The 21,683-nt window shown below is 65.0% G+C and carries 21 protein-coding genes; 11 read left to right on the plus strand and 10 right to left on the minus strand.

All coding sequences use genetic code 11. The annotated features are described in order from the left end of the window. Window positions 1-196: 196 nt before the first annotated feature. The 9 genes from ACXAGF_RS16795 to ACXAGF_RS16835 all read left to right on the plus strand — a co-directional run bounded on the left by ACXAGF_RS16795 (window position 197) and on the right by ACXAGF_RS16835 (window position 9,205). Window positions 197-1,207 carry a GlxA family transcriptional regulator gene (locus ACXAGF_RS16795; RefSeq protein WP_475018518.1) on the plus strand — a complete coding sequence of 337 codons (1,011 nt, stop codon included), beginning with the start codon at window positions 197-199 and terminating at the stop codon, window positions 1,205-1,207. 135 nt (window positions 1,208-1,342) lie between these two features. Then, complete coding sequence (locus tag ACXAGF_RS16800; RefSeq protein WP_475018519.1) at window positions 1,343-2,479, plus strand: aromatic ring-hydroxylating oxygenase subunit alpha; 1,137 nt, start codon at window positions 1,343-1,345, stop codon at window positions 2,477-2,479. A gap of 174 nt (window positions 2,480-2,653) precedes the next feature. Continuing rightward, entirely contained in the window at window positions 2,654-3,583 is a 930-nt protein-coding gene (gene kce / locus ACXAGF_RS16805; protein ID WP_475018520.1) for a 3,5-dioxohexanoate:acetyl-CoA acetone transferase, read from the plus strand. Further along, on the plus strand, window positions 3,583-5,004 hold the full coding sequence (locus ACXAGF_RS16810; RefSeq protein WP_475018521.1) for an aminobutyraldehyde dehydrogenase: 1,422 nt from the start codon (window positions 3,583-3,585) through the stop codon (window positions 5,002-5,004). Before kce ends, ACXAGF_RS16810 begins: the two co-directional genes overlap by 1 nt. Window positions 5,005-5,019: 15 nt before the next feature. Then, window positions 5,020-5,775, plus strand: coding sequence for an SDR family NAD(P)-dependent oxidoreductase (locus ACXAGF_RS16815; RefSeq protein ID WP_475018522.1), 756 nt, complete (start codon window positions 5,020-5,022; stop codon window positions 5,773-5,775). Continuing rightward, a complete protein-coding gene (locus tag ACXAGF_RS16820) occupies window positions 5,775-6,710 on the plus strand; it encodes a 3-hydroxyacyl-CoA dehydrogenase NAD-binding domain-containing protein (RefSeq protein ID WP_475018523.1) in 936 nt (311 codons plus the stop codon). Before ACXAGF_RS16815 ends, ACXAGF_RS16820 begins: the two co-directional genes overlap by 1 nt. A 19-nt stretch (window positions 6,711-6,729) precedes the next feature. After that, complete coding sequence (locus ACXAGF_RS16825) at window positions 6,730-7,965, plus strand: NAD(P)/FAD-dependent oxidoreductase (RefSeq protein ID WP_475018524.1); 1,236 nt, start codon at window positions 6,730-6,732, stop codon at window positions 7,963-7,965. Between the two features lie 64 nt (window positions 7,966-8,029). Beyond that, the gene (locus tag ACXAGF_RS16830; protein ID WP_475018525.1) at window positions 8,030-8,350 is read left to right on the plus strand and encodes a 2Fe-2S iron-sulfur cluster-binding protein; all 321 of its coding nucleotides are present in this window, start codon (window positions 8,030-8,032) and stop codon (window positions 8,348-8,350) included. Between the two features lie 273 nt (window positions 8,351-8,623). Continuing rightward, complete coding sequence (locus ACXAGF_RS16835) at window positions 8,624-9,205, plus strand: dienelactone hydrolase family protein (RefSeq protein WP_475018526.1); 582 nt, start codon at window positions 8,624-8,626, stop codon at window positions 9,203-9,205. 125 nt (window positions 9,206-9,330) lie between these two features. On the opposite strand, the gene ACXAGF_RS16840 is transcribed toward ACXAGF_RS16835, so the two are convergent. The 3 genes from ACXAGF_RS16840 to ACXAGF_RS16850 all read right to left on the minus strand — a co-directional run bounded on the left by ACXAGF_RS16840 (window position 9,331) and on the right by ACXAGF_RS16850 (window position 12,260). Next, a complete protein-coding gene (locus tag ACXAGF_RS16840) occupies window positions 9,331-10,332 on the minus strand; it encodes an ABC transporter substrate-binding protein (protein WP_475018527.1) in 1,002 nt (333 codons plus the stop codon). A 321-nt stretch (window positions 10,333-10,653) separates the two neighbouring features. Beyond that, window positions 10,654-11,520, minus strand: a complete 867-nt coding sequence (locus ACXAGF_RS16845) for an MBL fold metallo-hydrolase (RefSeq protein ID WP_475018528.1) — start codon at window positions 11,518-11,520, stop codon at window positions 10,654-10,656. Beyond that, window positions 11,517-12,260, minus strand: a complete 744-nt coding sequence (locus tag ACXAGF_RS16850) for an oxygen-binding di-iron domain-containing protein (RefSeq protein ID WP_475018529.1) — start codon at window positions 12,258-12,260, stop codon at window positions 11,517-11,519. Before ACXAGF_RS16850 ends, ACXAGF_RS16845 begins: the two co-directional genes overlap by 4 nt. A gap of 180 nt (window positions 12,261-12,440) precedes the next feature. On the opposite strand from ACXAGF_RS16850, the gene ACXAGF_RS16855 reads away from it, so the two are divergent. Then, window positions 12,441-13,346: a LysR family transcriptional regulator gene (locus ACXAGF_RS16855; protein ID WP_475018530.1), complete on the plus strand. Its 906-nt coding sequence runs from the start codon at window positions 12,441-12,443 to the stop codon at window positions 13,344-13,346. A 97-nt stretch (window positions 13,347-13,443) separates the two neighbouring features. Here ACXAGF_RS16855 and ACXAGF_RS16860 read toward each other — a convergent pair whose 3' ends face one another. Next, window positions 13,444-13,908 (minus strand): nuclear transport factor 2 family protein, encoded by a 465-nt coding sequence (locus tag ACXAGF_RS16860; RefSeq protein WP_475018531.1) that lies wholly within the window; start codon window positions 13,906-13,908, stop codon window positions 13,444-13,446. 74 nt (window positions 13,909-13,982) lie between these two features. Then, complete coding sequence (locus tag ACXAGF_RS16865) at window positions 13,983-14,531, minus strand: carboxymuconolactone decarboxylase family protein (protein WP_475018532.1); 549 nt, start codon at window positions 14,529-14,531, stop codon at window positions 13,983-13,985. Window positions 14,532-14,711: 180 nt separating this feature from the next. Between ACXAGF_RS16865 and ACXAGF_RS16870 the strand changes: the two genes are divergently transcribed. After that, window positions 14,712-15,299 (plus strand): TetR/AcrR family transcriptional regulator, encoded by a 588-nt coding sequence (locus ACXAGF_RS16870; RefSeq protein WP_475018533.1) that lies wholly within the window; start codon window positions 14,712-14,714, stop codon window positions 15,297-15,299. Between the two features lie 366 nt (window positions 15,300-15,665). Here ACXAGF_RS16870 and ACXAGF_RS16875 read toward each other — a convergent pair whose 3' ends face one another. From ACXAGF_RS16875 to ACXAGF_RS16895, 5 genes are read right to left on the minus strand one after another with little or no spacing between them, the layout of a single operon-like run. Next, complete coding sequence (locus ACXAGF_RS16875; protein ID WP_475018534.1) at window positions 15,666-16,601, minus strand: LysR family transcriptional regulator; 936 nt, start codon at window positions 16,599-16,601, stop codon at window positions 15,666-15,668. Continuing rightward, window positions 16,538-18,193 carry an ABC transporter ATP-binding protein gene (locus tag ACXAGF_RS16880; protein WP_475018535.1) on the minus strand — a complete coding sequence of 552 codons (1,656 nt, stop codon included), beginning with the start codon at window positions 18,191-18,193 and terminating at the stop codon, window positions 16,538-16,540. The genes ACXAGF_RS16875 and ACXAGF_RS16880 overlap by 64 nt, the downstream gene beginning before the upstream one ends. Before the next feature lie 26 nt (window positions 18,194-18,219). After that, the gene (locus ACXAGF_RS16885) at window positions 18,220-19,029 is read right to left on the minus strand and encodes an ABC transporter permease (protein ID WP_475018536.1); all 810 of its coding nucleotides are present in this window, start codon (window positions 19,027-19,029) and stop codon (window positions 18,220-18,222) included. 43 nt (window positions 19,030-19,072) lie between these two features. Next, window positions 19,073-20,044, minus strand: coding sequence for an ABC transporter permease (locus ACXAGF_RS16890; protein ID WP_475018537.1), 972 nt, complete (start codon window positions 20,042-20,044; stop codon window positions 19,073-19,075). Between the two features lie 60 nt (window positions 20,045-20,104). Next, window positions 20,105-21,679, minus strand: a complete 1,575-nt coding sequence (locus ACXAGF_RS16895) for an ABC transporter substrate-binding protein (RefSeq protein ID WP_475018538.1) — start codon at window positions 21,677-21,679, stop codon at window positions 20,105-20,107. Window positions 21,680-21,683: the final 4 nt, after the last annotated feature.

The following is a 21,683-nucleotide window of genomic DNA, read 5'->3' on the forward strand; positions in this document are numbered from 1 at the left end:
GCGACGGTCGGCCGGCTGGCCGAGTCCGTTCGGATCCTGGCCGCCGCTGCCGGCCGGCAGGTCGTGAAACCGATCGTGAAGACATTGCGCAAAACCGTATCCCAACTGTCCTTGTTGCCGGTGAAGTGTTGCACAATGGAAAATCGCCTTTTAGCATTTGACGCCATCAAGTTTACATATCTGGACCAAACTGCCTATGGGTCAGAACGCGATGCAGATCGTCATCCTCGTCACGCCGAATTTCAATCTGGCCGCGACGACCGCCTTCATCGACCCCTTCAGGGCGGCAAACTATCTGGAGGGCGCCACACACTTCCGCTGGCACCTGGCGTCGGTCGCCGGCGGCCCCTGTCAGGCGAGCAACGGCCTTGTCGTCGAGACCCAGAAGCTTGCGGACCTGCAGAACGACCAGTTCGACATCGTCGTCATGTCCGCCAGCTGGACTCCCGAGACGGGAAGGACACCCCAGCTTCTTGCGGCACTGAGAAAATGGGCGCGCGCCGGCAGCGTCATCGGCGCCCTCGACACCGGCGCCTTCATCGTCGCCGATGCGGGTCTGCTGCGTGGCCATCGCGCGACCGTACACTACGAGCATATCGACGCCCTCAAGGAACTGCATGGCGACCTCGATGTGTCCGAGGACATCTTCGTCAAGGACGAAAAGCGTTTCACCTGTTCCGGGGGAATCGCGTCGTCCGACATCGCCCTGCACATCATCAGGGCGACCCGCGGCGACGCCCTCGCCAGTGCGTCGGCGCGCTACATCTTCCACCCGGCGCTGCGACCGGCCGGCACCTCGCAGAACCCGGCCAATGCCGAGCCGCTTGGCACACATGTCCCGGCAACGATCCGCCAGGCGATTGTCGTGATGGAGCAGCACCTCGAAAATGCATTGTCGATCCCCGAGATCGCCGACCGGGTGAAGATCTCCCATCGCCAGTTGAACCGTCTTTTCCTCCGCTATGTCGGGAAATCGCCCGCCATCTACTATCGCGACATCCGGCTGGACCGGGCACGTGGCCTCGTCACGCAGACGGACATGCCGATGTCCGAGATCGCGATCGCGTCGGGGTTCGCAAGCCAGGTCCATTTCAGCCGGGCTTACCGCGGGCGGTTCGGGCTGTCGCCGCGGACCGACCGCGTCGATGGCAGGATTCCCTTCGAGTTTCGCGCCTGGCCCATGCATCGGAAATTCGACGGCAACTGATGGACCGAACCGGCCACGGCGAAAAAAGCTAAACCAATGGCGCACGGCGCATAGAAGTGGCCATCGGTTGGTAGGAAGCTTGGCCATCGTGAACGGCGACAAACGAGTTGCCTCTGAGCTGGGAGAGACGCCACCATGACCTTGCTTCCGTCGAAGGACGAGTTTGCGGCCATTCAGAAGGGCTATTCGCCGAATGCCTCGCGCTCGCTGTCGTTAAATTCGAATGCCTATGTCGATCCGCGCTGGTTTGCCGTCGATCTGCAGGAGATCATCGCCAAGACCTGGCAATGGGTATGCCACGTCGAGAAGGTTCGTGAGCCGGGGTCCTACATGACGGCGGAAATCGCCGGCCAGCCGATTGCCGTCGTCCGCGATCGGGATGGCGTCCTGCGCGCCTTCTACAACGTGTGCAAGCACCGGGCGCATGCGCTTCTCCAGGGCGAGGGCAAGTCCAACCGGATCATGTGCCCCTACCATGCCTGGGTCTACCGCCTCGACGGCCAGCTGGTGCGGGCCCCGCACACCGAAACGCTCGAGGAGTTCGACACGAAGGAGATCTGTCTCGACCAGGTGCAGGTCGAGGAGTTCTGCGGCTTCATCTATGTCAACCTGGATCCGAATGCGGCCTCGCTGAGCTCGATGACGGGCGATCTCGAGACGGAAATCCGCCATTGGGCTCCCGATATCGACAAGCTGACCTTCGGCCACCGGCTGACTTACGACATCAAGTCGAACTGGAAGAACGTCGTCGACAACTTCCTGGAGTGCTACCACTGCCCGACCGCGCACAAGGACTTCTGCACGCTCGTCGACATGGACAGCTACAAGGTGACCACGCACGGGATCTACTCCAGCCACATGGCAGATGCCGGCAAGAACAGCAACAGCGCCTACGACGTCTCGAACGCGACCGTTACCACCCACGCCGTCTGGTGGCTTTGGCCGAACACCTGCCTGATGCGCTATCCGGGCCGCTCTTCCATGATCGTGCTCAACATCATCCCGGCGGGCCCCGACCGTACGCTCGAGACCTACGATTTCTACCTGGAGACGCCGGAGCCGAACGAGATGGAGCTCCAGACGATCAAGTATCTCGATACCGTGCTCCAGGCCGAGGATATCGCGATCGTCGAGAGCGTCCAGAAGGGCATGAGCACGCCGGCATTCACCCAGGGCCGCATTGTCAACGACCCCGACGGCTCCGGCCAGTCCGAGCATGCCGTGCATCATTTCCACGGCCTGGTTCTCGACGCCTACGCCAAGGCGAGCTGACTGGCAGGACCTGACGCCCCGCTGTCCCGACAGGCCTTCGCCCTGCGGAACCGCAGGGCGGCACCGGCCGCAGGCGGGCCCTTCCGGCCCCTCCCCGCGGCCGGCACGCGCGAACAACAATCATGGGCATTGGACGAAGGCCCCCGGGCCCGGTCCGACAATCGAGGCACCGACATGTCGAAATCCGTCATCATCACCTGTGCGCCGACCGGGGGTATTCACACGCCGACCATGTCGGAACACCTCCCCATCACCCCCTCGCAGATCGCCGAGGCAAGCATCGAGGCGGCCGCGGCCGGGGCGGCGATCATCCATCTCCACGCGCGCAATCCCGAGAATGGCAAGCCGGATCCCAGCCCCGACCTGTTCATGGAGTTCCTGCCGAGGATCAAGCAGTCCTGCGACGCGGTCCTCAATGTCTCCACCGGCGGCGGGCTGGGAATGACGCGCGAGGAGCGCCTGCGGGCGGCGACCAGGGCCAGCCCGGAGATGGCTTCGCTGAACGTCGGCTCCATGAACTTCGGCATATTCCCGATGATGCAGAAGTATTCCAACTGGAAGCATGCGTGGGAGCCGGAATTCCTCGACATGACCCGCGACTTCATCTTCCGCAACACGTTCGCCGACATCGAGTACACGGTGAAGGAGCTCGGTGAAGGGCACGGAACGAAGTTCGAATTCGAGTGCTACGATCTTGGCCACCTCTACAATCTGGCGTGGCTCGTCGATCAGGGCTGGGTGAAGCCGCCGTTCTTCGTGCAGATGGTGTTCGGGATTCTGGGTGGCGTTGGCCCCGACCTCGACAACCTCATGCACATGCACACCATCGCCAACAAGCTCTTCGGCGATGACTACGAATGGTCCGTCCTTGCGGCCGGCCGCCATCAGATGCCGTTCACGACCCAGTCCGCGCTTCTTGGCGGCAACCTCCGGGTCGGAATGGAGGACAGCCTCTACATTGGGCCCGGCGAGAAGGCCACATCGAGTGCGCAGCAGGTGCGCAAGATCCGGTCGATCATCGAAAACCTGGGCCTCCAGGTCGCGACCGCCGATGAGGCGCGTTCGCGGCTGGGTCTCAAGGGCGGCGACAAGGTGGCGTTCTGATGCAGACGGAACTCTTGATCAACGGTGCCCTCGTCGCCGGTCGCGGCGAGCCCCTCTCGGTCCTCGATCCCGCCACCGGGCGCGAGATCGCGGCGATCCGGGAAGCGACGGAGGAGCAGGTCGATGCCGCCGTCGCCGCTGCGGCCGCCGCCTTCGACCGGTTCTCCCGGACGACGCCCGCCGAGCGCGCGTCGATGCTCTTGAAAATGGCCGATGTGCTTGACCGGCACAGCCATGAACTGGCCGAACTCGAGAGCCTCGACGTCGGCAAGCCATGGCCGTCGGCGCATGACGACGAGATGCCGCTCACCATCGACACGTTCCGCTTCTTCGCCGGCGTCGCGCGCACGGTGACGGGCCCGGTTGCCGGGGAATATGTCACTGGCCACACCAGCATGATCCGGCGCGAGGCCATCGGCCCGGTGGCCGCCATCACGCCGTGGAACTACCCGCTGATGATGGCCGCCTGGAAGATCGCCGCGGCCATCGCGGCCGGCTGCACGATCGTCCTGAAGCCTTCGGAGATCACGCCGCTTTCGACGCTGCGGATGGCCGAACTCTTCGCCGACATCCTGCCCAGGGGCGTTCTCAACGTCGTGCACGGCCGGGGCGCCTCGATCGGCGACAGGTTGATGAACGCGCCGCAGATCGAGGGCATCGCCGTCACCGGATCGCCGGCGACCGGCATGGCCGCGATGCGGGCGGCCTCCCGGCAGATCAGGCACGTCCACCTCGAACTGGGGGGCAAGGCGCCGGTGGTCGCGTTCGACGATGCGGACGTGGACGCCCTGGCCCAGACGATCCGCTACGGCAGCTTCTTCAACGCGGGCCAGGACTGCGCCCAGCCCTGCCGGATCATCGCCCAGGACGGCATCTATGACGCGCTTGTCGCGGCCATCGCGCGCGAGGTCGGCGATATCCGCATGGGCGCGCAGAAAGCGGAGGGCACCCAGATGGGACCGGTCGTCTCGGCCATCCAGGCAGACCGCGTGGCCGGCTTCGTCGAGCGTGCCCGCAAGACCTGCGAGATCGTCGTTGGCGGCGAGCGCAAGGAGGGCCCGGGCTTCTTCTACAAGCCGACCGTCATCGCCAACGTCGACCATGACGCGGAGATCGCGACCGACGAGGTGTTCGGACCGGTGGTCACGGTCTCGCGCTTCTCGCAGGCCGATGAGGCGCTGGCGGTCGCCAATGCCGGACGCTACGGGCTCGCCTCCTCGGTGTGGACGCGCAACGTCGGCAGGGCGATGGAGGTGACGAGCCGCCTGCGCTACGGCTTCACCTGGGTGAACACGCATGGCGTGGCCACGCCGGAAATGCCCTGGGCCGCGATGAAGGGCTCGGGCACGGGCTGTGACATGTCCATCCATGCGCTCGATGCCTATACCTCCGTGCGCCACGTGATGATTTCCCATGCCTGATTGGAGCCCAAGACCATGACCCAGCCCAGCAACAAGGTCGCCATCGTAACCGGCGGCAGCCGGGGGATCGGCCGCGCCATCGCCGACCGCCTGCGGCGGGACGGCGTCGTCGTCGTGACCTGCGGGCGCGGCGACCGCCCGTCCGACCTCGACCCTGACATCGCCTGGGTCACCGGCGATGTCGCGCGACCGGAGGACGCAAGGCGGATCGTCGCATCCGCGGCGGCGCACGGCGAACTCGCCGTTCTCGTCAACAATGCGGGCATTCAGATCGAAAAGACCGTGCCCGACACGGACGACGCCGATTGGGACCGGCTCATCGGCGTCAACTGCAGGGGCGTCTTCAACATGTGCCGCGAGGCGCTGCCGAGGATGGCCGAGCGCGGCGGCAACATCGTCAACCTCGGCTCAATCTCCGGCATGGTCGCCGACCCTTCCATGGCCATCTACAATGCGTCCAAGGGCTTCGTTCACAGCCTGACGCGGTCGATTGCCGTCGATCACGGCCCGAAGGTGCGGTGCAACGCTGTCAGCCCCGGATGGATCATGACCGAAATGGCCGACAGCGGCTTTGCCCTCGCAGGCGATCCGGAAAAGGCCCGGAACGACGCCCTGGCCCGGCATCCGGCCCGCCGGTTCGGCCAGCCGGACGACATCGCCAGGGTCGTCTCCTGGCTCGTCTCCGATGAGAGCGCCTTCGTCACCGGCCAGTGCATCACCATCGATGGCGGACTGACGGTCGCCTCCCCTCTCCAACCTGGATTATTCTGATGACCGAGTTCAAACAGACTGCAGTACTGGGCGCCGGCGTGATCGGCGCCAGCTGGACGGCGCTCTTCCTCGCTTCCGGCCGGGATGTTGCGGTGCACGACATTTCGCCGACCGCAGAAAAGAACGTTCGGGACTACATCGCCCGCGCCTGGCCGACCCTCGAGAACCTCGGTCTCGTCAAGGGCGGAAGCCCCGACCGGGTGCGTTTCTGCGGCTCGGCCGCCGAAGCGGTCGAGGGCGCGACCTTCGTGCAGGAGAATGTCCCCGAGCGAATCGCGATCAAGCACGCGCTGTACGCCGAAATCGAGCCGTCGCTCAGCGCCGGTGCCGTCGTCGCGACCTCGGCCTCCGGCCTCACGCTTGGCGAGATGCAAAAGGGCTGGCAGGATCCCGGCCGATTCGTGCTCGGCCACCCGTTCAATCCGCCCCATCTGATTCCGCTGGTCGAGGTCATGGGCAACGAGCGTACCGCCGACGGCGTCGTCGAAGCGGCGGAGCGGTTCTACGACGCGGTGGGCAAGATCACCATCCGCGTCAACCGCGAGGTGCCCGGCCATGTCGCGAACCGGCTCCAGGCCGCGGTCTGGCGCGAGGCCATCCACCTCGTGACATCCGGCGTCGCGAGCGTCGAGGACGTCGACAAGGCCATGTGGGCCGGACCCGGCCTGCGCTGGGCCGCGATGGGGCCGACCATGCTCTTCCACCTCGGCGCCGGCGAGGGCGGCCTTGCCGCCTTCTGCGAACGCTACAGCGACAGCTTCAACCGCTGGTGGGACGACCTCGGGGTCCTTCACCTCGATCCCGCGGTTGCGGAAACGCTCGTCGCAGGCGTGACGGAGGAGGCCAACGGCCAGTCGCAGGCGGCGCTGTCCGCGCACCGCGACGCGCTGATCGCGAGCATCCAGATGGCGATGGCGCCGCTTCGCTCGAACTGAAACGACAACGGTGGCTTGCATGAGTGGTGACGCAATCGATCCAACTGCCCGCATCGTGGTGATCGGGGCCGGCCAGGCGGGCTTCACCACCTGCGCCAAACTGCGCGACCTCGGGCATCCTGGCCCCATCGCGCTGATCGGCGAGGAGGCCCATCCGCCCTACCAGCGGCCGCCGCTGTCCAAGGGCTACCTCCTCGGCGAGACCACCGCCGATCGTCTCTACTTCCGCCCGCCGGGCTACTATCAGGAGCGCGACATCGACCTGCGCCTGTCCCAGGTCGCATCGCGTCTGGATCGCGAGAACAGCACGGTCGTGCTGGCGGATGGTTCGACCGTCCCCTACGACCGCCTGGTGCTGACCACCGGCGCGCGGCCGCGGGCATTGCCGTCCGCGGTCGGCGGCGACCTTGACGGCGTCTTCTGCGTTCGAAATCTGGCCGACATCAACACCATGGCTCGGCGTTTCCACCCGGGCCAGCGCGTGCTCATCGTCGGCGGCGGCTACATCGGCCTTGAGGCCGCGGCGGTGTCCGCCAAGCTCGGCCTGGAGGTCACGCTCATCGAGGCGGCGCCGCGTATCCTGCAACGGGTAGCCTGCCAGGAGACGTCAAGCTACTTCAGGGCCCTCCACGCCGAAATGGGGGTCAGCATCCGCGAGGGCGCTGCGCTGGAAGCGCTTGTGGGCGAGGACGGGCATGTCCGTTCGGCACGGCTGGGGGACGGCAGCACGATGCCGGTCGATTTCGTGATCGTCGGAATCGGCGTGATCCCGAACATCGAACTGGCCCAGGCGGCAGGGCTTGCCATCGACAACGGCATCGCGGTGGACGAGAGATGCCGGACCTCCGATCCGGCCATCCTTGCGGCCGGGGACTGTGCCTCGTTTCCCTGGCGCTCTCGCCGCATCCGCCTCGAAAGCGTGGGCAATGCAATCGACCAGGCGGACGTGGCCGCAAGGTCATTGATGGGCCAGGCGGTCGCATACGAGGCCAGGCCGTGGTTCTGGTCGGATCAGTACGACGTCAAGCTGCAGATTGCCGGCCTGTCGCTCGGATATGACGCCGTGGCCACGCGGGCCGGCGCCGGGAACAGCGTCTCCTACTGGTATTATCGCGGCGGCGAACTGCTCGCCGTGGACGCCATGAACGACCCCCGGGTCTACATGGTCGCCAAGCGGCTGATCGAATCGGGCAAATCCCCGCCGGCGGCGGCGATCGGCGATCCCGGGACGGACCTGAAAGCGCTGCTGCAATAGCCGCCCCTCTGCAGTCGCCGGGGCCGGAATCCAAACCCAAGATTGTTCAACCCGGTAACACGCCATGCCCAGCATCTCGATCATCGCCCACGACGGCACCTCGTTTGAAATCACCGCCGAAACCGGCTCGACCGTCATGGAGAACGCCGTCCGCAACTCGGTGCCGGGCATAATCGCCGAGTGTGGCGGGGCCTGCGCCTGCGCGACGTGCCACGTCTATATCGACGCCCGGTGGCTGGACCGCGTCGGGCCGCCAACTGCTATCGAAGCGGACATGCTCGACTTCGCAGATGGGGTTCGCGCCACGTCGCGGCTGGCGTGCCAGATAGTGCTTGCGGACCGGCTCGACGGGCTCGTGGTTCACGTGCCGGAAACGCAGTCCTGACGCGGCCAGACGCCAGCTGGCCGGTTTCCGGCGCTGGGTCGCGTGCCGATCCGGTCGCCGTCGCCGGCACGGCCTTCCAGACGGCGGCCGGATGACCCATTGGCAGCGCAGCGCACGAGACTCAGGGCGGCGGCGCAAGAGCGCAGACATCGTCGGCCGAAGCTGGATACCCGTCCCCGCCGCTGACATGGCTCGAGCGCGTCGCGCTCTTTCCGGCGGGTCATCGGCGATGTAGGTTGCCCGAACCCTGATCATCCGGGCCGGAGACCCCGCATGGCCGAAGTCCTGCTGTTCCACCATGCCCAGGGGCTGACCCCGGGGGTGCGCGCGTTCGCCGACGTCTTGCGGGCCGCCGGTCACAGCGTGCACGCGCCGGACCTGTTCGACGGACGCACGTTCCAGAGCATCGATGAGGGCGTTGCCTATATCGGCAAGATCGGGTTCGAGGACATGCGCGATCTTGGCGTCCGGGTCGCCGACGAAATGCCTGCCGGGCTCGTCTATGCCGGGTTCTCCTTCGGCGTGCTGCCGGCCCAGAAGCTGGCACAGACGCGGCCGGGAGCCCTCGGGGCCCTGTTGTTCGACGCTTGCCTGCCGATCACCGGCAAGTGGGCGTTCGGCCCCTGGCCGGACGGCGTGCCGGTCCAGATTCACGGCATGGAGAACGACCCGTTCTTCGCCGGCGAGGGCGACCTCGGCGCCGCCCGCGAGCTCGTGGAGCAGGTCGAGGGCGCGGAGCTGTTCCTTTATCCCGGCGATCGGCACTGCTTTGCCGACAGTTCGCTCCCGGCGCATGACGCCGATGCGGCCGCACGGCTCACCGGGCGGGTGCTCGACTTCCTGGATCGAATCTGATCCCTGCCGCGTCCTGGCGAGCGGACGGTGGCAGTGGCCCCGCGCCGCCGCTTGCCGAAACCGCTGGCGATGGGCCAGCGGCCTGGGTAGGGGCGCGCCGTGTAGAAGGCGCGCCGCCGATCGCCTCAGAGCGCGGCTTCGACCTTCTCGGCCACGTCCGCCGGGACCCACTTCGACCAGATGTCCTTGTTCTCCTTGAGGAAGTGGATGGCGCCTTCCTCCCCGGTCGCCTGGTTGTCCGTCTGCCAGGCCATCAGCTTGCCGACGGTGTCGTTGCTCCAGCCACGGGTGTCGAAATAGGCGACCACGGCCGGGCTCGTGCGGTCGGCAAAGCCCTTGGCGAGGACGGTGTGGACCCTGTCCACCGTCCAGGCATTGACCTTGGGATCCGGACAATCGGGCACCGTGTTGCAGCGCTTCCATTCGGCGGCGTCATGCGCCACGGTGGGCTGCAACATCACCATGTCGTATTTTCCGAGCATCGCCGTCGGTGCCCAGTAGTAGGTGATGAAGCCCTCCCCGCGCTCGTAGGCCTTGGCGATCGCTCCGTCGAGCCCGCCGGTGGAGCCCGGGTCGAGCAGGATGAAGCCCTTGTCGTCCGCCGCGTAGGCCTTGAACAGCTGGGCGGTGATGACGGTCGCGCCCCAGCCCTGCGGACCATTGATGATCATGCCCTTGCCGGGATCTTCCGGGTAGGGAAACAGCTCCGGATGCTGAAGCGCGTCCTCGACCGTCTTGATGTCGGGGTGGGCATCGGCCAGGTACTTTGGAATCCACCATCCCTGGACCCCGCCATCGGTCAGGGCCGGCGCTGCCATGACGAGCTTGCCCTCTTCGAGAGCGCGCGGAATCACTTCCGGCAAAAGGTCCACCCACTGCTCCGACGATACGTCCGGCTGTCCCTTTTCGATCATCGACGTCATGGTCGGGATGGTGTCGCCGGAGACCGTCTCGACGTTGCAGCCGTAGCCGTTTTCCAGAATGAACTTGTCGACCGAAGTGAGAACTTCCGCGCTCTGGAAGTTGTAGACCGCAAGGGTCACGTCGCCACAATCGGCGGCAATCGCTGGCACGGACGCGCCGGAAAGAACCATCAAGAGACCAGTCGATACAAGCAGTTTACTCATTCTCGTTCCCTCTAGTTTGCGGCATTGGTGCAGGGCAAGGGTGCCGCGGGTTCCTGCCCGATGAAGGCTCATTCTTCGCAGGGGCCGTCGATTTGCCTTGCCACCGGCCTCGACCGCGACAGCCGCCGCGCCATCGCCCACAGTGCTGGCCCAGCGTCGGGGCGTTCGGTAACTAAGAAAATTCAGACCGCCGGGCGCGCGCAAATGCGACCGCCCGTCGACCTCGGCCGCGACGCGGATGATCTCGCCGCGGCCGCCGGCCCCTGTCCCCTGCGCCGCTGCGGGCCGACGGCGCGGGTGAGGAGGCGGCGCTGTCGCCGCCTAGTAGACGAGCTCATACTTGCCCGTGATCGCCATCCGCATCGCCTCGCGCAGCGCCGCCATGTACTTCGGAATCTCGGTGCGAATGACATTCGTATGGCTCGGGGCGAAGATACGGATGTCATAGGTCTCCAGGAACTTGTCGATCGCCGCGACGGTCTGGTCCGGGTCGGCCCAGCGCAGCCACGAGAACACGACGCGGTTCGTGGTCGCGACCTCGTGCATGAAGCGTTCGGCGGAATAGCCGACCTCCTCCATCTCATCCATGAAGCGGAAGCACTGGTGCTGGTTGTGCACATTCAGGCCCCAGTCGACCGGGCACATGAAGCCGGTCTTGTGCTCATAGAGCCACTGCGTCAGCGCATGGTCGACGAACAGGGGTTCGATGATCTCGATCACATGCTCGCCAAGTTCCAGCTTGTCGCCGTAGTTGAGCAGGCGTGCGCCATCAAGCCCATGCACCTCGTAGTGATCGTGCCCGCCGACGGTGAGGAGTTGCAGCTCGGGATGGGCGCGGCGGATCGCCTCGATGTTCCCCGCATGCGGCAATTCCGTATGGCTGATCCAGACATAGTCCAGCTTTCGCCCGTCGAGAATGTCGTCCAGCGCTGCGAGCATGGTGTCGTGCTGGCCCGGCGACAGGGTGTCGATCAGGAAGGTTTTCTCGTCCAGGAACAGGAACGAGCTGTAGATGATGTCGCTCGCCTCGGGATCGAGCATGGGATTGAGGCGCGCGAACTCGGCCGCAAAGCCGCCATTGTACTGCGCCGCATTCTCGCCGATGCAATGGCAGATCCAGTAGATCTTCGGCGTGATCTGGCGCACGCCCACCCGGCTGGTCCCATGACCATAGATCTTCACATTCATTCGCGGATCTCCAGAATTGCTTGATTGAACCGCTCGACGCACTGGGCGACGTTGCTGCGCATCGCGTTGCCGTGGGTCGGGGCAATGACGCGGACGTCCCTGTTGCCGAACACCTTGGCGATGTCTTTGACCACCTTGGTCCGGTCGACCAGGGGCAGGAAGCGGAACGCGTTCCTGTGGTAGCGTCGCAGCCACTCCGCCGGAATTCCGTCGTCGAGTTCGTCGTCGAACTTCAGGCCGTCCGCCTGCAGGAAGAAATAGCCGAACGCATCGGCGGTGAACAACGCGCCGGTTCGCGCGTCGAACATCCAGTGCGTGCCGGGCTGGTCCTTCAGGATGCCGTCGAGGAACGAGATGTGGCGGCCCCCGTAGGCCTTCTCCGTCCCCGCATGGGCAAACTGCACCTGCTCCTTCTTCACCCACCACGGCAGTTCGCAATAGGGCAGGATGGCGCTGGACACCACCAGCTTCGCCTCGGGCCAGGTCTTGAGGATCGCGCTGATGTTTCCGGTGTGCGGCAGTTCGGTGTGCGTCAGGAAGACATAGCCCGGCGCGGTATCGCCCAGCAGTTCCTTCAACTCATCCATGATCTGGCCGCGATGGATGTGCGAGCCGGAATCGAACAACAACGGACAGCCGTCGTTGAGCAGGACATAGACGCGGACCGCCTCGTGCCAGCCGTCGTCACCGGCAACACTTTCGCCAATCTGATATAGATCGTCAACAACATGGCGCAGCAAGCGCACCTCCCATTTCTGCGTCAGGACCGGGGTTTCGGCGTCTTGCGCGCACCGGGCGTTAAGGCCGCTGGCCGCGCCGGATGCGCAATCGTCCGGGGTCCCCCTCTAGCCAGGTGATCTTCGTGGCGCGGGGAGCTGGAATCCATTGCCATTTGTAGCGATTTTGATATCAGTTCTGATATGGGTTCACCGGTTCAGAAGCTCCCCTCGATCCGCGCCTTGGCCGCGCTTGAGCGCGTCGCCCGGCTGGGCAACGTGACGCGGGCGGCCGAGGAGCTGAACACCTCCCAGGCGGCCGTCAGTCGCCATTTGCATCAGCTCGAGGAAGAGCTCGGCGCCACCCTTGTCACCCGCAACGGCCGCGGCATCGTCCTGACCCCGATCGGGCAGGCCTATGCGCAGGAGGTTTCGGAGGCGCTGTCGAAGCTGCGCGCCGCGGCCGCGCGCGCATCGGCCAGCCGCAACGACCTCACCATCGCCTGCACGCACGAGGTTTCGCACCTGTTGCTGATGCCGCGCTACGGCGCCCTGAAGCGGGCGCTGGGGCGCGACGCCCACGTGCGCATCCTGACCTGCGAATACACCGCGATTCCGGCCATGATCGACGCCGGGGCCGACATCGTGTTCGAGTACCGCCGCTCGCGCCCGCGGCAACCGTCGGCCGCCATCGTGACCGAGGAGATCGTCCCGGCCGCGGCGCCTGCCCTCGCCGCAGCAGAGGAGAGGATACTCCGCCAGTCGCCCGACAAATGGAGCGACATTCCAAGATTGTCGCTCACCAAGGAGAATTCCGGCTGGGCGACCTGGGACGACTGGTTCGCCTCCGAAGGCGTCTCGGCACCGCCCGCCCCGCAGCTGATGTTCGACAACTACATCTACGCGCTGGAGGCGGCGACACGCGGTGAAGGGCTGGTGCTGGCCTGGCGTGGATTTGCCGATCGCTATCTGGACAGCGGCCAGCTCGTCCCGTTGCGCGACAATTGGTTCAAACGCGGCCCCAAGCTCTACGCGGTCCTGACCCCGAACGGGTTGCCGAAGCCGGTGGCGCAAAAGTGCGTGGGATTTCTTTCCACTCCTGCGCGGTAGCCTGGCCACTCGATGCCAAACACTGGTCAGGGTGCTGGATTGGTATTCCCCGCCGCCTGTCCTTGAGGATCCGCTCCGCCTGGCGGATTCGGCGGGCTCAGAGACCGAGATCAGAAAGGCCGGGGTGGTCGTGGGGGCGAGGCCCGGACGGCCAGTGGAACAGCCGGTCCGCTTCCCGGATAGGCAGGTCGTTGATGGAGGCGATGCGCAAGCGCATCAGTCCGTCCGGCGAAAACTCCCAGTTTTCATTGCCGTAGGAGCGGAACCAGGCGCCGGTGGCATCGTGCCATTCATAGGCAAAGCGCACGGCGATCCGGTTGTCGTGGAACGTCCAGAGTTCCTTGATCAGGCGGTAGTCCTGTTCGCGGGCCCACTTGGCGGTCAGAAAGCGCACGATCTCCTCGCGCCCTGTGAGGAAGTGAGAGCGGTTGCGCCAGCGGCTGTCCGTCGTATAGGCGAGGGCAACCTGTTCCGGTGCCCTGGTGTTCCAGGCATCTTCGGCCCTGCGGACCTTGTCGGCGGCGGTGTCGGCATCAAACGGAGGAAGGGGCGGGCGGGTCATGGGGCACATCCTTGATGGGTCTCTGCGGGCCGCGGAAGGCCGGGGGATTGACCTTCCGCGGCGCTCCGATCGGCTCAGGCGGCGTTCGCGCTGACGACCGGGAAGTCGATCGGCGTCTCGAACGCCTCGTTGAGGTAGTTGGTCAGCGTGTTGAGCGCGACATGGGCAACGATCTCGACGACCTCGGCTTCGCTGTAGCCCGCCAACTTCACTTCGGTGACGTCGGCCGCGGAAACTCGGCCGCGAGCGTGAACCAGCTTCACGGCGAAGCGGACGGCGGCCTCCGCTTTCGGGTCCAAGGACGTGCCGTCCCGGTTGGCGGCGATTTCCGTGTCGTCGAGCTTGGCCAGGTTCTTCGCCAGATAGGTGTGGGCGGACAGGCAATAGGCGCAGCCGTTGATCTGGGCGACTGCCAGGGCGATCCGCTCGCGGGTCTGCGGCTGGAGGCTCCCCTTCGCAAGGGCACCGTTCAGGCCCAGGTAGCCTTCAAGCGCGGCCGGGCTGTTGGCGGTGAGGCGGAACAGGTTCGGCACCGAACCGAACATCTTGTTAACGGCCTCCAGCAGCGGGCGGGAAGCGGTGGGGGCGGCCTCGATGGAGCCGGGCAGATTGATACGGGCCATTTTCGTGTCTCCTGTTGGATCGGGGTCTGACGCTTCCGGCGTCGCCTAATATATACAGACCGGTCTGTCTATTTGTCAAGCTGCAACGATGATCAGCGATCCGTGCTCTTGAACGTGGTTGAAACTATTGTTAAATCCTGGCTTAACTAGACAGAACTGTCTGCCCAATGGAGCAACAAAGTGAAGTCACGTCGTGACGACCTCATCGATACGGCCCTTCGGCTTTTCTACACCGGCGGCTTCAACGCCACGGGTATCGACAAGATCCTGGCCGCGGCGGGCGTCGCCAAGATGACGCTCTACAAGCATTTCCCCTCGAAGGACGATCTGATCCTGGCGGTGCTGGAACGCCGGGACGAGCAGTTCCGTGCCTGGCTGGCGGGCGAGATGGAAAAGGCCGGGCCCGATCCGCGCAAGCAGCTACTGGCCATGTTCGACGCGCTGGCGAGCTGGTTCAACGGCGAGGCCTTCAAGCCGCTCGGCTTCAACGGCTGCGCCTTCATCAACGCCGCCAGCGAGTTCGGCGAGCAACAGCATCCCGCCCACCAGACAGCCGCCGCACACAAGCAGCGCATCGTCGACCATCTCGAGGGCCTGTGCGCCGAGGCCGGAGCGGATGCGCCACGAGACCTGGCGGAAGAGTTGGCGCTCCTGAAGGAAGGCGCCATCGCCACGGCCCATGTTCGCGGCATGCCGGAGGCGGCCCTGACGGCGAAAGCCATCGCGGCAAGACTGATTGATGCCAAATGTGGCAAGGCATCCGAGTAGCCAGCCTGAGGCCCCCATGCTGGGCGGCGGCGAAGCCAACAGGCGCCAAGCCGGCTAGCCATCTAACCCGCCAGCAACGACGCTCGGTGCAAGAACGAACGGTCATCCTGCTCTTCGCGCCGACAGACCGCTTCTGCTCCCTGACTGCCGAACTGCTGGGATACGTCAAATGCCAGAGACAGAGAGAGAGAGAGAGAGAGAGAGAGACAGCCCATTGACCGTTGAACGAAGGTGCAAGATCTAGGCTCGGCGGCACCGGTTGTCGACCGTCCGGGTTCAGCAGCGGGCTGCCGGCTGCCGGCTGCCGGCTGCCGCGAAGCCTCTCAGGGTGTCCGCACCCGACGTACCGGCCTTACCCGCCAGAGGTCAAAGCTGCGCTCGCAACCCCTCGATTGCTTGGGCCATGCTTTCTGGATTGGTTGATACCTCCGGATAGACCAGGAACGACGGCCTTTGCAACGACGGCGCGTCCGCGACCAGATGCAGTCGACCGCTCTCGACGTAGTCGGCGACGATCGTTGCCGGCAGATAGGTAAAGCCCCTGCTCTGCAACAGATACTCCAGCGCAATCTCGCCAAACCCGATGTTGAACGGGGAAGCCTGCAAACCGGGGAGCTTCTCCATGTGCTCCTCGCGATAGCCATAGCTCCAGTCGACGTAGATGTACTCGTCGTTCTTGCAGTCGTCCAAGCCCATCGGCTCCCGCGACACCATCACCAGGCGATCCACCGTGAACGGCTCGACCACCAGGCCAGGCAGGACCTGCGGCATGTGGGTTATCGCCAGGTCCAGGATCCCCTGGGTCACGTAGTCGGTCAGTCGCTCGGAGTAGTCGGCTTCGACATGGAGGGCCAGATGGGGGTACCGATCCCGCATCCACAGCAGCCAACCCGGCATGAAGCGGCGCCACATGGTCATGTGCACCCCGACGCCGATCGAACCCGAAAAGCCGGGCGGCAGCCTGACCTCCTGCCGGCCCTGTTGCCAAAGCTGCTGCATCGACGCCGCATAGCGGTGAAATCGCTTGCCCGCACTGGTCAGGCTGACGCCGCTGGAGGTCCGCTCGAACAGCTTGCAATTGAGGTGATCTTCCAGAACCTTGATCCGGGCGCTGACCGTCGATTGCGTCAGATGCATCTGTTCGGCAACGCGGCTGAAATTGCGCAGCCGCGAAAGTTCAAGAAACGTACGGATCGCGTCGACGTTCAGGGTTGCAATCTCCTCTGCAAGGCCGCCGGCTACGGCGATTCCATCCCATGCTTCACGGAAGCCCTCCGAGATGCAAGCACCGCATCGAGCCATCCGATTTCCAGCTTCGGCACCGAAGCAAGAAGCTGGCCGGTATAGTCATCGAGCGGCGGCGCCAGAACCGTCGCCTTCGGCCCGAAGCGGACAACGCGACCCTTGTGCATGACCGCGACGGTGTCGGCAATCGCGCGGACGGTGTCGATATCGTGTGTGATGAACATGTAGGAGACGTCGGTTTCGGCCTGCAGGCGTTTCAGCAGCCGCAGGATTCCGTCCGCCACCAACGGATCCAGCGCCGACGTCACCTCGTCGCAGATGATCAGGTCCGGTTCGGCCGCAAGTGCTCGCGCAATGCAGATTCGTTGCTTCTGCCCGCCCGACAATTCCCCGGGATATCGATCGAGATAGGTCTCGTCGAGTTCGATCAGACGCAGCAGTTCAATGATCCGTCGCTCGCGCGCCTGGCCCTTCATCCCGAAATAGAAGCTCAACGGGCGCCCGATTATGCGACGTACCGTGTGACGAGGGTTCATCGCCGTATCCGCCATCTGGTAGATCATCTGCAGGCGCCGGAGCGTATCCTTGCTGCGGTCAGACAGGGCGGCAGGGAGCAGTTCGTCGCGGAAGACGACCCGGCCGCTCCGGGGCCGCAGGAGACCGGCGACGAGCCTGGCAAGCGTCGATTTTCCCGATCCTGATTCCCCCACAATGGCAAGCGTGCGTCCGCGCGGCAGGTCCATCGAGACCTCCGAGAGGACCGTCAGCCCGCGACCGTAGCCCGCGGTGACCTGCTCGATGCGCAACAGGCTGTCCTGCCCGCCATCCTCGCGCCCCGGAAGAGCTTGAGACCGGGTCGACACCAACTCCCGGGTGTACGGTTCTTTCGGCCGGGTGATGATCTCGCTTGCCTCGCCATACTCCACCATCCGGCCATGGCGTAGCACCATGATGTCGTGGGCAATCTGCGCCACCACGGCGAGGTCGTGAGTGATGTAGAGGGCAGCGGTTCCGGTGGCGGAAATGGCCCGGCGCATCGCTGCGAGCACCTCAAGCTGCGTGGTCACGTCCAGTGCCGTCGTCGGCTCGTCAAATACGATCAGATCGGGCCGCGGGCACAGCGCCATCGCGGTCATCGCGCGCTGCAACTGCCCTCCCGAGACCTGGTGGGGATATCGCCGGCCGAAGCCCTTCGGATCTGGAAGTTGCAGTTCCGCAAACAGGTCGACCGCATATTCCAGCGCTTCGGCGCGCGACATGACGCCGTGATGGATGGCGGACTCGATGATCTGCTCATCCAGGCGAAGTGCCGGGTTGAAGGCGGCGGCGGCCGATTGCGCCACATAGGTGACCCGCCGGCCTCGCTTCGCGCGGACCACGGCTGCGCCCTTCGACACCAGGTTTGTCCCGTCAAGCCAGACTTCGCCGCCGACGATGCGGCATCCGCCCCGGCCGTACGCCATGCTGGCAAGCCCGAGGGATGATTTCCCGGCTCCGGACTCGCCGATCAAGCCGAGGACCCTGCCCTTGTTCAGCGTGAAGCTGATGTCGTCGACGATGATCTTGTCGACGGGTCTGCCTTCAGGAGAAGAAGTGGTGACGGCAACCCGCAACTTGCGCACGTCAAGCACCGGCTTGTCTTGGGGCATGCCCGACCCTGCGCGGTTCTGGCCAATCATAGGTCACGCCCTCCCTTGAGGCTGGAAGTCCTGTCCACAAGCGCGTCGACGACCAGGTTGACGCTGATCGTCAACAGTGCCACCGCGGCGGCCGGCAGCAAGGCCGCGGGGACGCCAAAGGCGATGCCTTCCTTGTTTTCGCGAACCATGCTTCCCCAGTCAGCGTGAGGCGGCTGGATGCCCAGGCCCAGGAAGCTCAGGCTGCTCAGGAAAAGCACGGCAAACGCAAAACGCAGGCCGAACTCGGCCAGGAGCGGCGAGAGCGCATTGGGCAGCACCTCCGCGAAGATGACCCAGCCCGTGCCCTCGCCGCGCAGGCGCGCCGACTCGACATAGTCGTTCACGGTGACGTCGAGCGCGACGGACCGGCTCAGGCGGAAGACGCGGGTGCTGTCGAGAGCGGCCATCACCAGGATGAGGTTGACCAGGTTGACCTCCAGCACCGACAGGACGACGAGCGCGAAGATCAGCGTCGGCACCGCCATCATCAGGTCGTTGAGCCGGCTCAGGCCCTGGTCCGTCCAGCCCCGCAGTGTCGCCGCCGCAAAACCCAGGAAGGACCCGAGTCCGAAGGAAATCAGGGTCGCAAGGCCGGCGACGAAGAAGGTGGTTCGCGCGCCATAAAGCAGGCGCGTCAGGAAATCGCGCCCCAGTTGGTCGGTCCCGAGCCAATACCGGGCGGACATCGGCTCCCAAGTGCCGCCAACAATGTCATTCTCGCCATAGGGCGCCAGCCATGGCGCCAGCAGCGCTCCGCCGATCATCAGGCTCAGGATCGCGAGCCCGACAAGCGGACCCAAGGTCATTCTGTTACGCATCGTGATATCTGCCCTAGCACACCGTTTCGGATCACTTCGGATGCCGAAGACGTGGATTGGTCGTCATGGCGAGGATGTCCGCAAGCAGGTTGAGGACAATGTACGTCGCCGCGAACGTCAGCCCGATGGCCTGCACCACGGGCACGTCGCGCTTGCTGACATGATCCACCAGAAGCTGGCCCAGCCCCGGATAGACGAAGACCACCTCGACCACGACGACGCCCACGACCAGGTAGGCCATGTTCAGGACGACCACCGTGATGACCGGAGAGATCGCGTTCGGCAGCACGTGGCGGGTGAGAATTCGGAACGGACCCAGCCCCTTGAGCTCGGCCGTTTCGACGTAGGGGCTCGAGATGACCCCGATCAGCGCCGCGCGGGTCATGCGCATCATGTGCGCGAGCACGACGAGCGACAGGGTCGCACACGGCAGCACCATGGACATGAGCCTGGCGCCGATGGTCATGCCGTCATAGACGATCGCGTCCGATGGGAGGGCGCCCAGGGTGATCGAAAACACCATGATCAAGGTGTAGCCGATGAAATACTCCGGCAAGGAGATCGCCGACAGCGTCAAAATGGAAATCAGCTTGTCGACCCAGCCGCCGCGATAGAGAACGGCAATCAGCCCGAGCAGGATCGCCAGCGGCACCGAGACCAGTGCGGCCATCGCGGCCAACAGAAGCGTGTTGCCCAGCCGCCCGGAGATTATCTCGGCAATATCCTGCCGCCCTGACAGGGAAATGCCGAGGTCGCCCTGCAGCAGGCCGGCGAGCCATTCCAGGTAGCGCGCGGTGGCAGGTCGATCGAGCCCGAGCTGCTGGCGCATGTTGGCGAGCGCCTCGGGCGTTGCTGACTGTCCCAGCACGCTCTCCGCAACATCGCCGGGCAGCAGCTCCGTGCCCGCGAAGATTAGGACCGACATCGCCAGGAGCAGTGCAAGGCTGATTGCGACGCGCTGCGAGACGAGAGCGGTCAGAGGATATCTGCCGACATGATGCATTTCTTGGTCACTTCCATGGGGTGAGGCTCCTTCCCTTTCGGGAAAGAGCCGGACTGTCGCCTAGGCCAACCAGCAGCGGATCGGCGCGAAGTAGTTCGACAGAGAACCCGAACTGTCCTTTTGATAGCCTTGGACATCGTCGGAGATCGCGTCGATGTAGTCGTTGAACATCGGCAGGATCACACCACCATCGTCACGCACCATCACCGCCATATCGTGGAACATCTGCTTGCGCCGGTCCCCGTCCTGCTCGGTTCGGGCGTCGACCACCAACTGGTCGAACTGCGGGCGAATCCAGTTGGTTTCGTTCCAGTCCACGCCGGACATGTAGGCGGTGGAGTAGATGTGGTCCTGCACCGGCCGAGTCGACCAATAGGAGGCGAAGAACGGCGTCTTGGCCCAGACATCGCTCCAGTAGCCGTCCGAAGGGACACGCTTGACCTCGATGGTGATGCCGGCCCTGGCGGCGGAAGCCTGAAACAGGACGGCCGCATCGACAGCGCCCGCGAACGCGACATCGGACACATTGAGCACGATCGGTCCGCTGTGCCCCGACTTTTCGTAGTAGGAGCGCGCAAGCTCGGGATCGTATGTCCGTTGCGCGATGCTTTCGGGTGCGAAGGGATAGGAGGAGTTGATCGGGAAGTCGTTCCCGACCGAGCCGTAGCCCTGCAGGATGCGCTCGACCAATTCCTGGCGATCGATCGCGTGCTTCAGCGCCATTCGCAGATCGTTGTTGTCGAAGGGCGGAACGTCGGTCTGCATGGCGAACACGTAGTGACCGCCGCCCTGCGCGCTCTGCACCGAAAGCCCCTTGACCCCGTCGATCAGGCGCGCCGTCTTGGGATCCACCTGGTTGATCATGTGAACACGCTTCGACCGCAGGGCCGAGACCCGGGCCGCGTTGTCATTGATGATCAGCAATTCGATCGCGTCGACATGGCCGACATCGCTGCGCCAGTGGCCTTGCACCTTTTCGCTGAGATACTGCACGCCGGGCTCGGCCTTGACGACCCGGTACGGCCCGGTGCCGATACCCGCATCGGGATTGTCGATGCCGCCGCCGGGCTGGATGATGAGATGATAATCCGACAGCAGCAACGGCAGGTCGACATTCCCGCCCTTGAGCGTGACAACGACGCGGTCGGGACCGTCAGCCTCGATGCTGGCGATGTCACGCAGCACGCCGAGCGCCGCCGACTGGCTCTTCTCGTCGGCATGGCGCTTGAGCGTCTTCACCACGTCATCCGATGTCATCGGCTGGCCGTTGTGGAACGAGACGCCTTGCCGCAGATGGAACGTCCAAACCCTCGCCTCGCTGTCGCTCTCCCAGGAAGTCGCGAGAACCGGGACGGCCGACTTGTCGACGGGGTGCGGCTCGACCAGTGTCTCGCCCCAGGTCTTGCCGAAGGTCGGGGACGCGTGCCCGGCCCACGTGGCCGGATCCAGCCGGTCCGTTGCGCTGCCCGTCACGCCGATGACCAGCTTGCCGCCGGGCTTGGGGGTCTGCGCGAACGCGCTGCTGCCGAGCGCGCTGGCGCCGAATGCCGCGGCCAGTCCGACGGCCGCGCTCTGCTTCAGGAAGTCGCGCCGACCAAGCGAGAGTTCGTGACGGCTACCGAGAATGCGTTTCATCTTC

This window comes from Mycoplana sp. ABR4_002 (assembly GCF_056159645.1).

Coding starts and splice junctions, on each gene's coding strand:
- ACXAGF_RS16800 (WP_475018519.1), top strand. CDS start 1,343: ATGACCTTGCTTCCGTCGAAGGACGAGTTTGCGGCCATTCAGAAGGGC.
- ACXAGF_RS16895 (WP_475018538.1), bottom strand. CDS start 21,679: ATGAAACGCATTCTCGGTAGCCGTCACGAACTCTCGCTTGGTCGGCGC.
- ACXAGF_RS16885 (WP_475018536.1), bottom strand. CDS start 19,029: ATGACCTTGGGTCCGCTTGTCGGGCTCGCGATCCTGAGCCTGATGATC.
- ACXAGF_RS16875 (WP_475018534.1), bottom strand. CDS start 16,601: ATGGCTCGATGCGGTGCTTGCATCTCGGAGGGCTTCCGTGAAGCATGG.
- ACXAGF_RS16810 (WP_475018521.1), top strand. CDS start 3,583: ATGCAGACGGAACTCTTGATCAACGGTGCCCTCGTCGCCGGTCGCGGC.
- ACXAGF_RS16835 (WP_475018526.1), top strand. CDS start 8,624: ATGGCCGAAGTCCTGCTGTTCCACCATGCCCAGGGGCTGACCCCGGGG.
- ACXAGF_RS16840 (WP_475018527.1), bottom strand. CDS start 10,332: ATGAGTAAACTGCTTGTATCGACTGGTCTCTTGATGGTTCTTTCCGGC.
- ACXAGF_RS16825 (WP_475018524.1), top strand. CDS start 6,730: ATGAGTGGTGACGCAATCGATCCAACTGCCCGCATCGTGGTGATCGGG.
- ACXAGF_RS16795 (WP_475018518.1), top strand. CDS start 197: ATGGGTCAGAACGCGATGCAGATCGTCATCCTCGTCACGCCGAATTTC.
- kce (WP_475018520.1), top strand. CDS start 2,654: ATGTCGAAATCCGTCATCATCACCTGTGCGCCGACCGGGGGTATTCAC.
- ACXAGF_RS16860 (WP_475018531.1), bottom strand. CDS start 13,908: ATGACCCGCCCGCCCCTTCCTCCGTTTGATGCCGACACCGCCGCCGAC.
- ACXAGF_RS16820 (WP_475018523.1), top strand. CDS start 5,775: ATGACCGAGTTCAAACAGACTGCAGTACTGGGCGCCGGCGTGATCGGC.
- ACXAGF_RS16815 (WP_475018522.1), top strand. CDS start 5,020: ATGACCCAGCCCAGCAACAAGGTCGCCATCGTAACCGGCGGCAGCCGG.
- ACXAGF_RS16890 (WP_475018537.1), bottom strand. CDS start 20,044: ATGCATCATGTCGGCAGATATCCTCTGACCGCTCTCGTCTCGCAGCGC.
- ACXAGF_RS16830 (WP_475018525.1), top strand. CDS start 8,030: ATGCCCAGCATCTCGATCATCGCCCACGACGGCACCTCGTTTGAAATC.
- ACXAGF_RS16855 (WP_475018530.1), top strand. CDS start 12,441: ATGGGTTCACCGGTTCAGAAGCTCCCCTCGATCCGCGCCTTGGCCGCG.
- ACXAGF_RS16845 (WP_475018528.1), bottom strand. CDS start 11,520: ATGAATGTGAAGATCTATGGTCATGGGACCAGCCGGGTGGGCGTGCGC.
- ACXAGF_RS16865 (WP_475018532.1), bottom strand. CDS start 14,531: ATGGCCCGTATCAATCTGCCCGGCTCCATCGAGGCCGCCCCCACCGCT.
- ACXAGF_RS16880 (WP_475018535.1), bottom strand. CDS start 18,193: ATGCCCCAAGACAAGCCGGTGCTTGACGTGCGCAAGTTGCGGGTTGCC.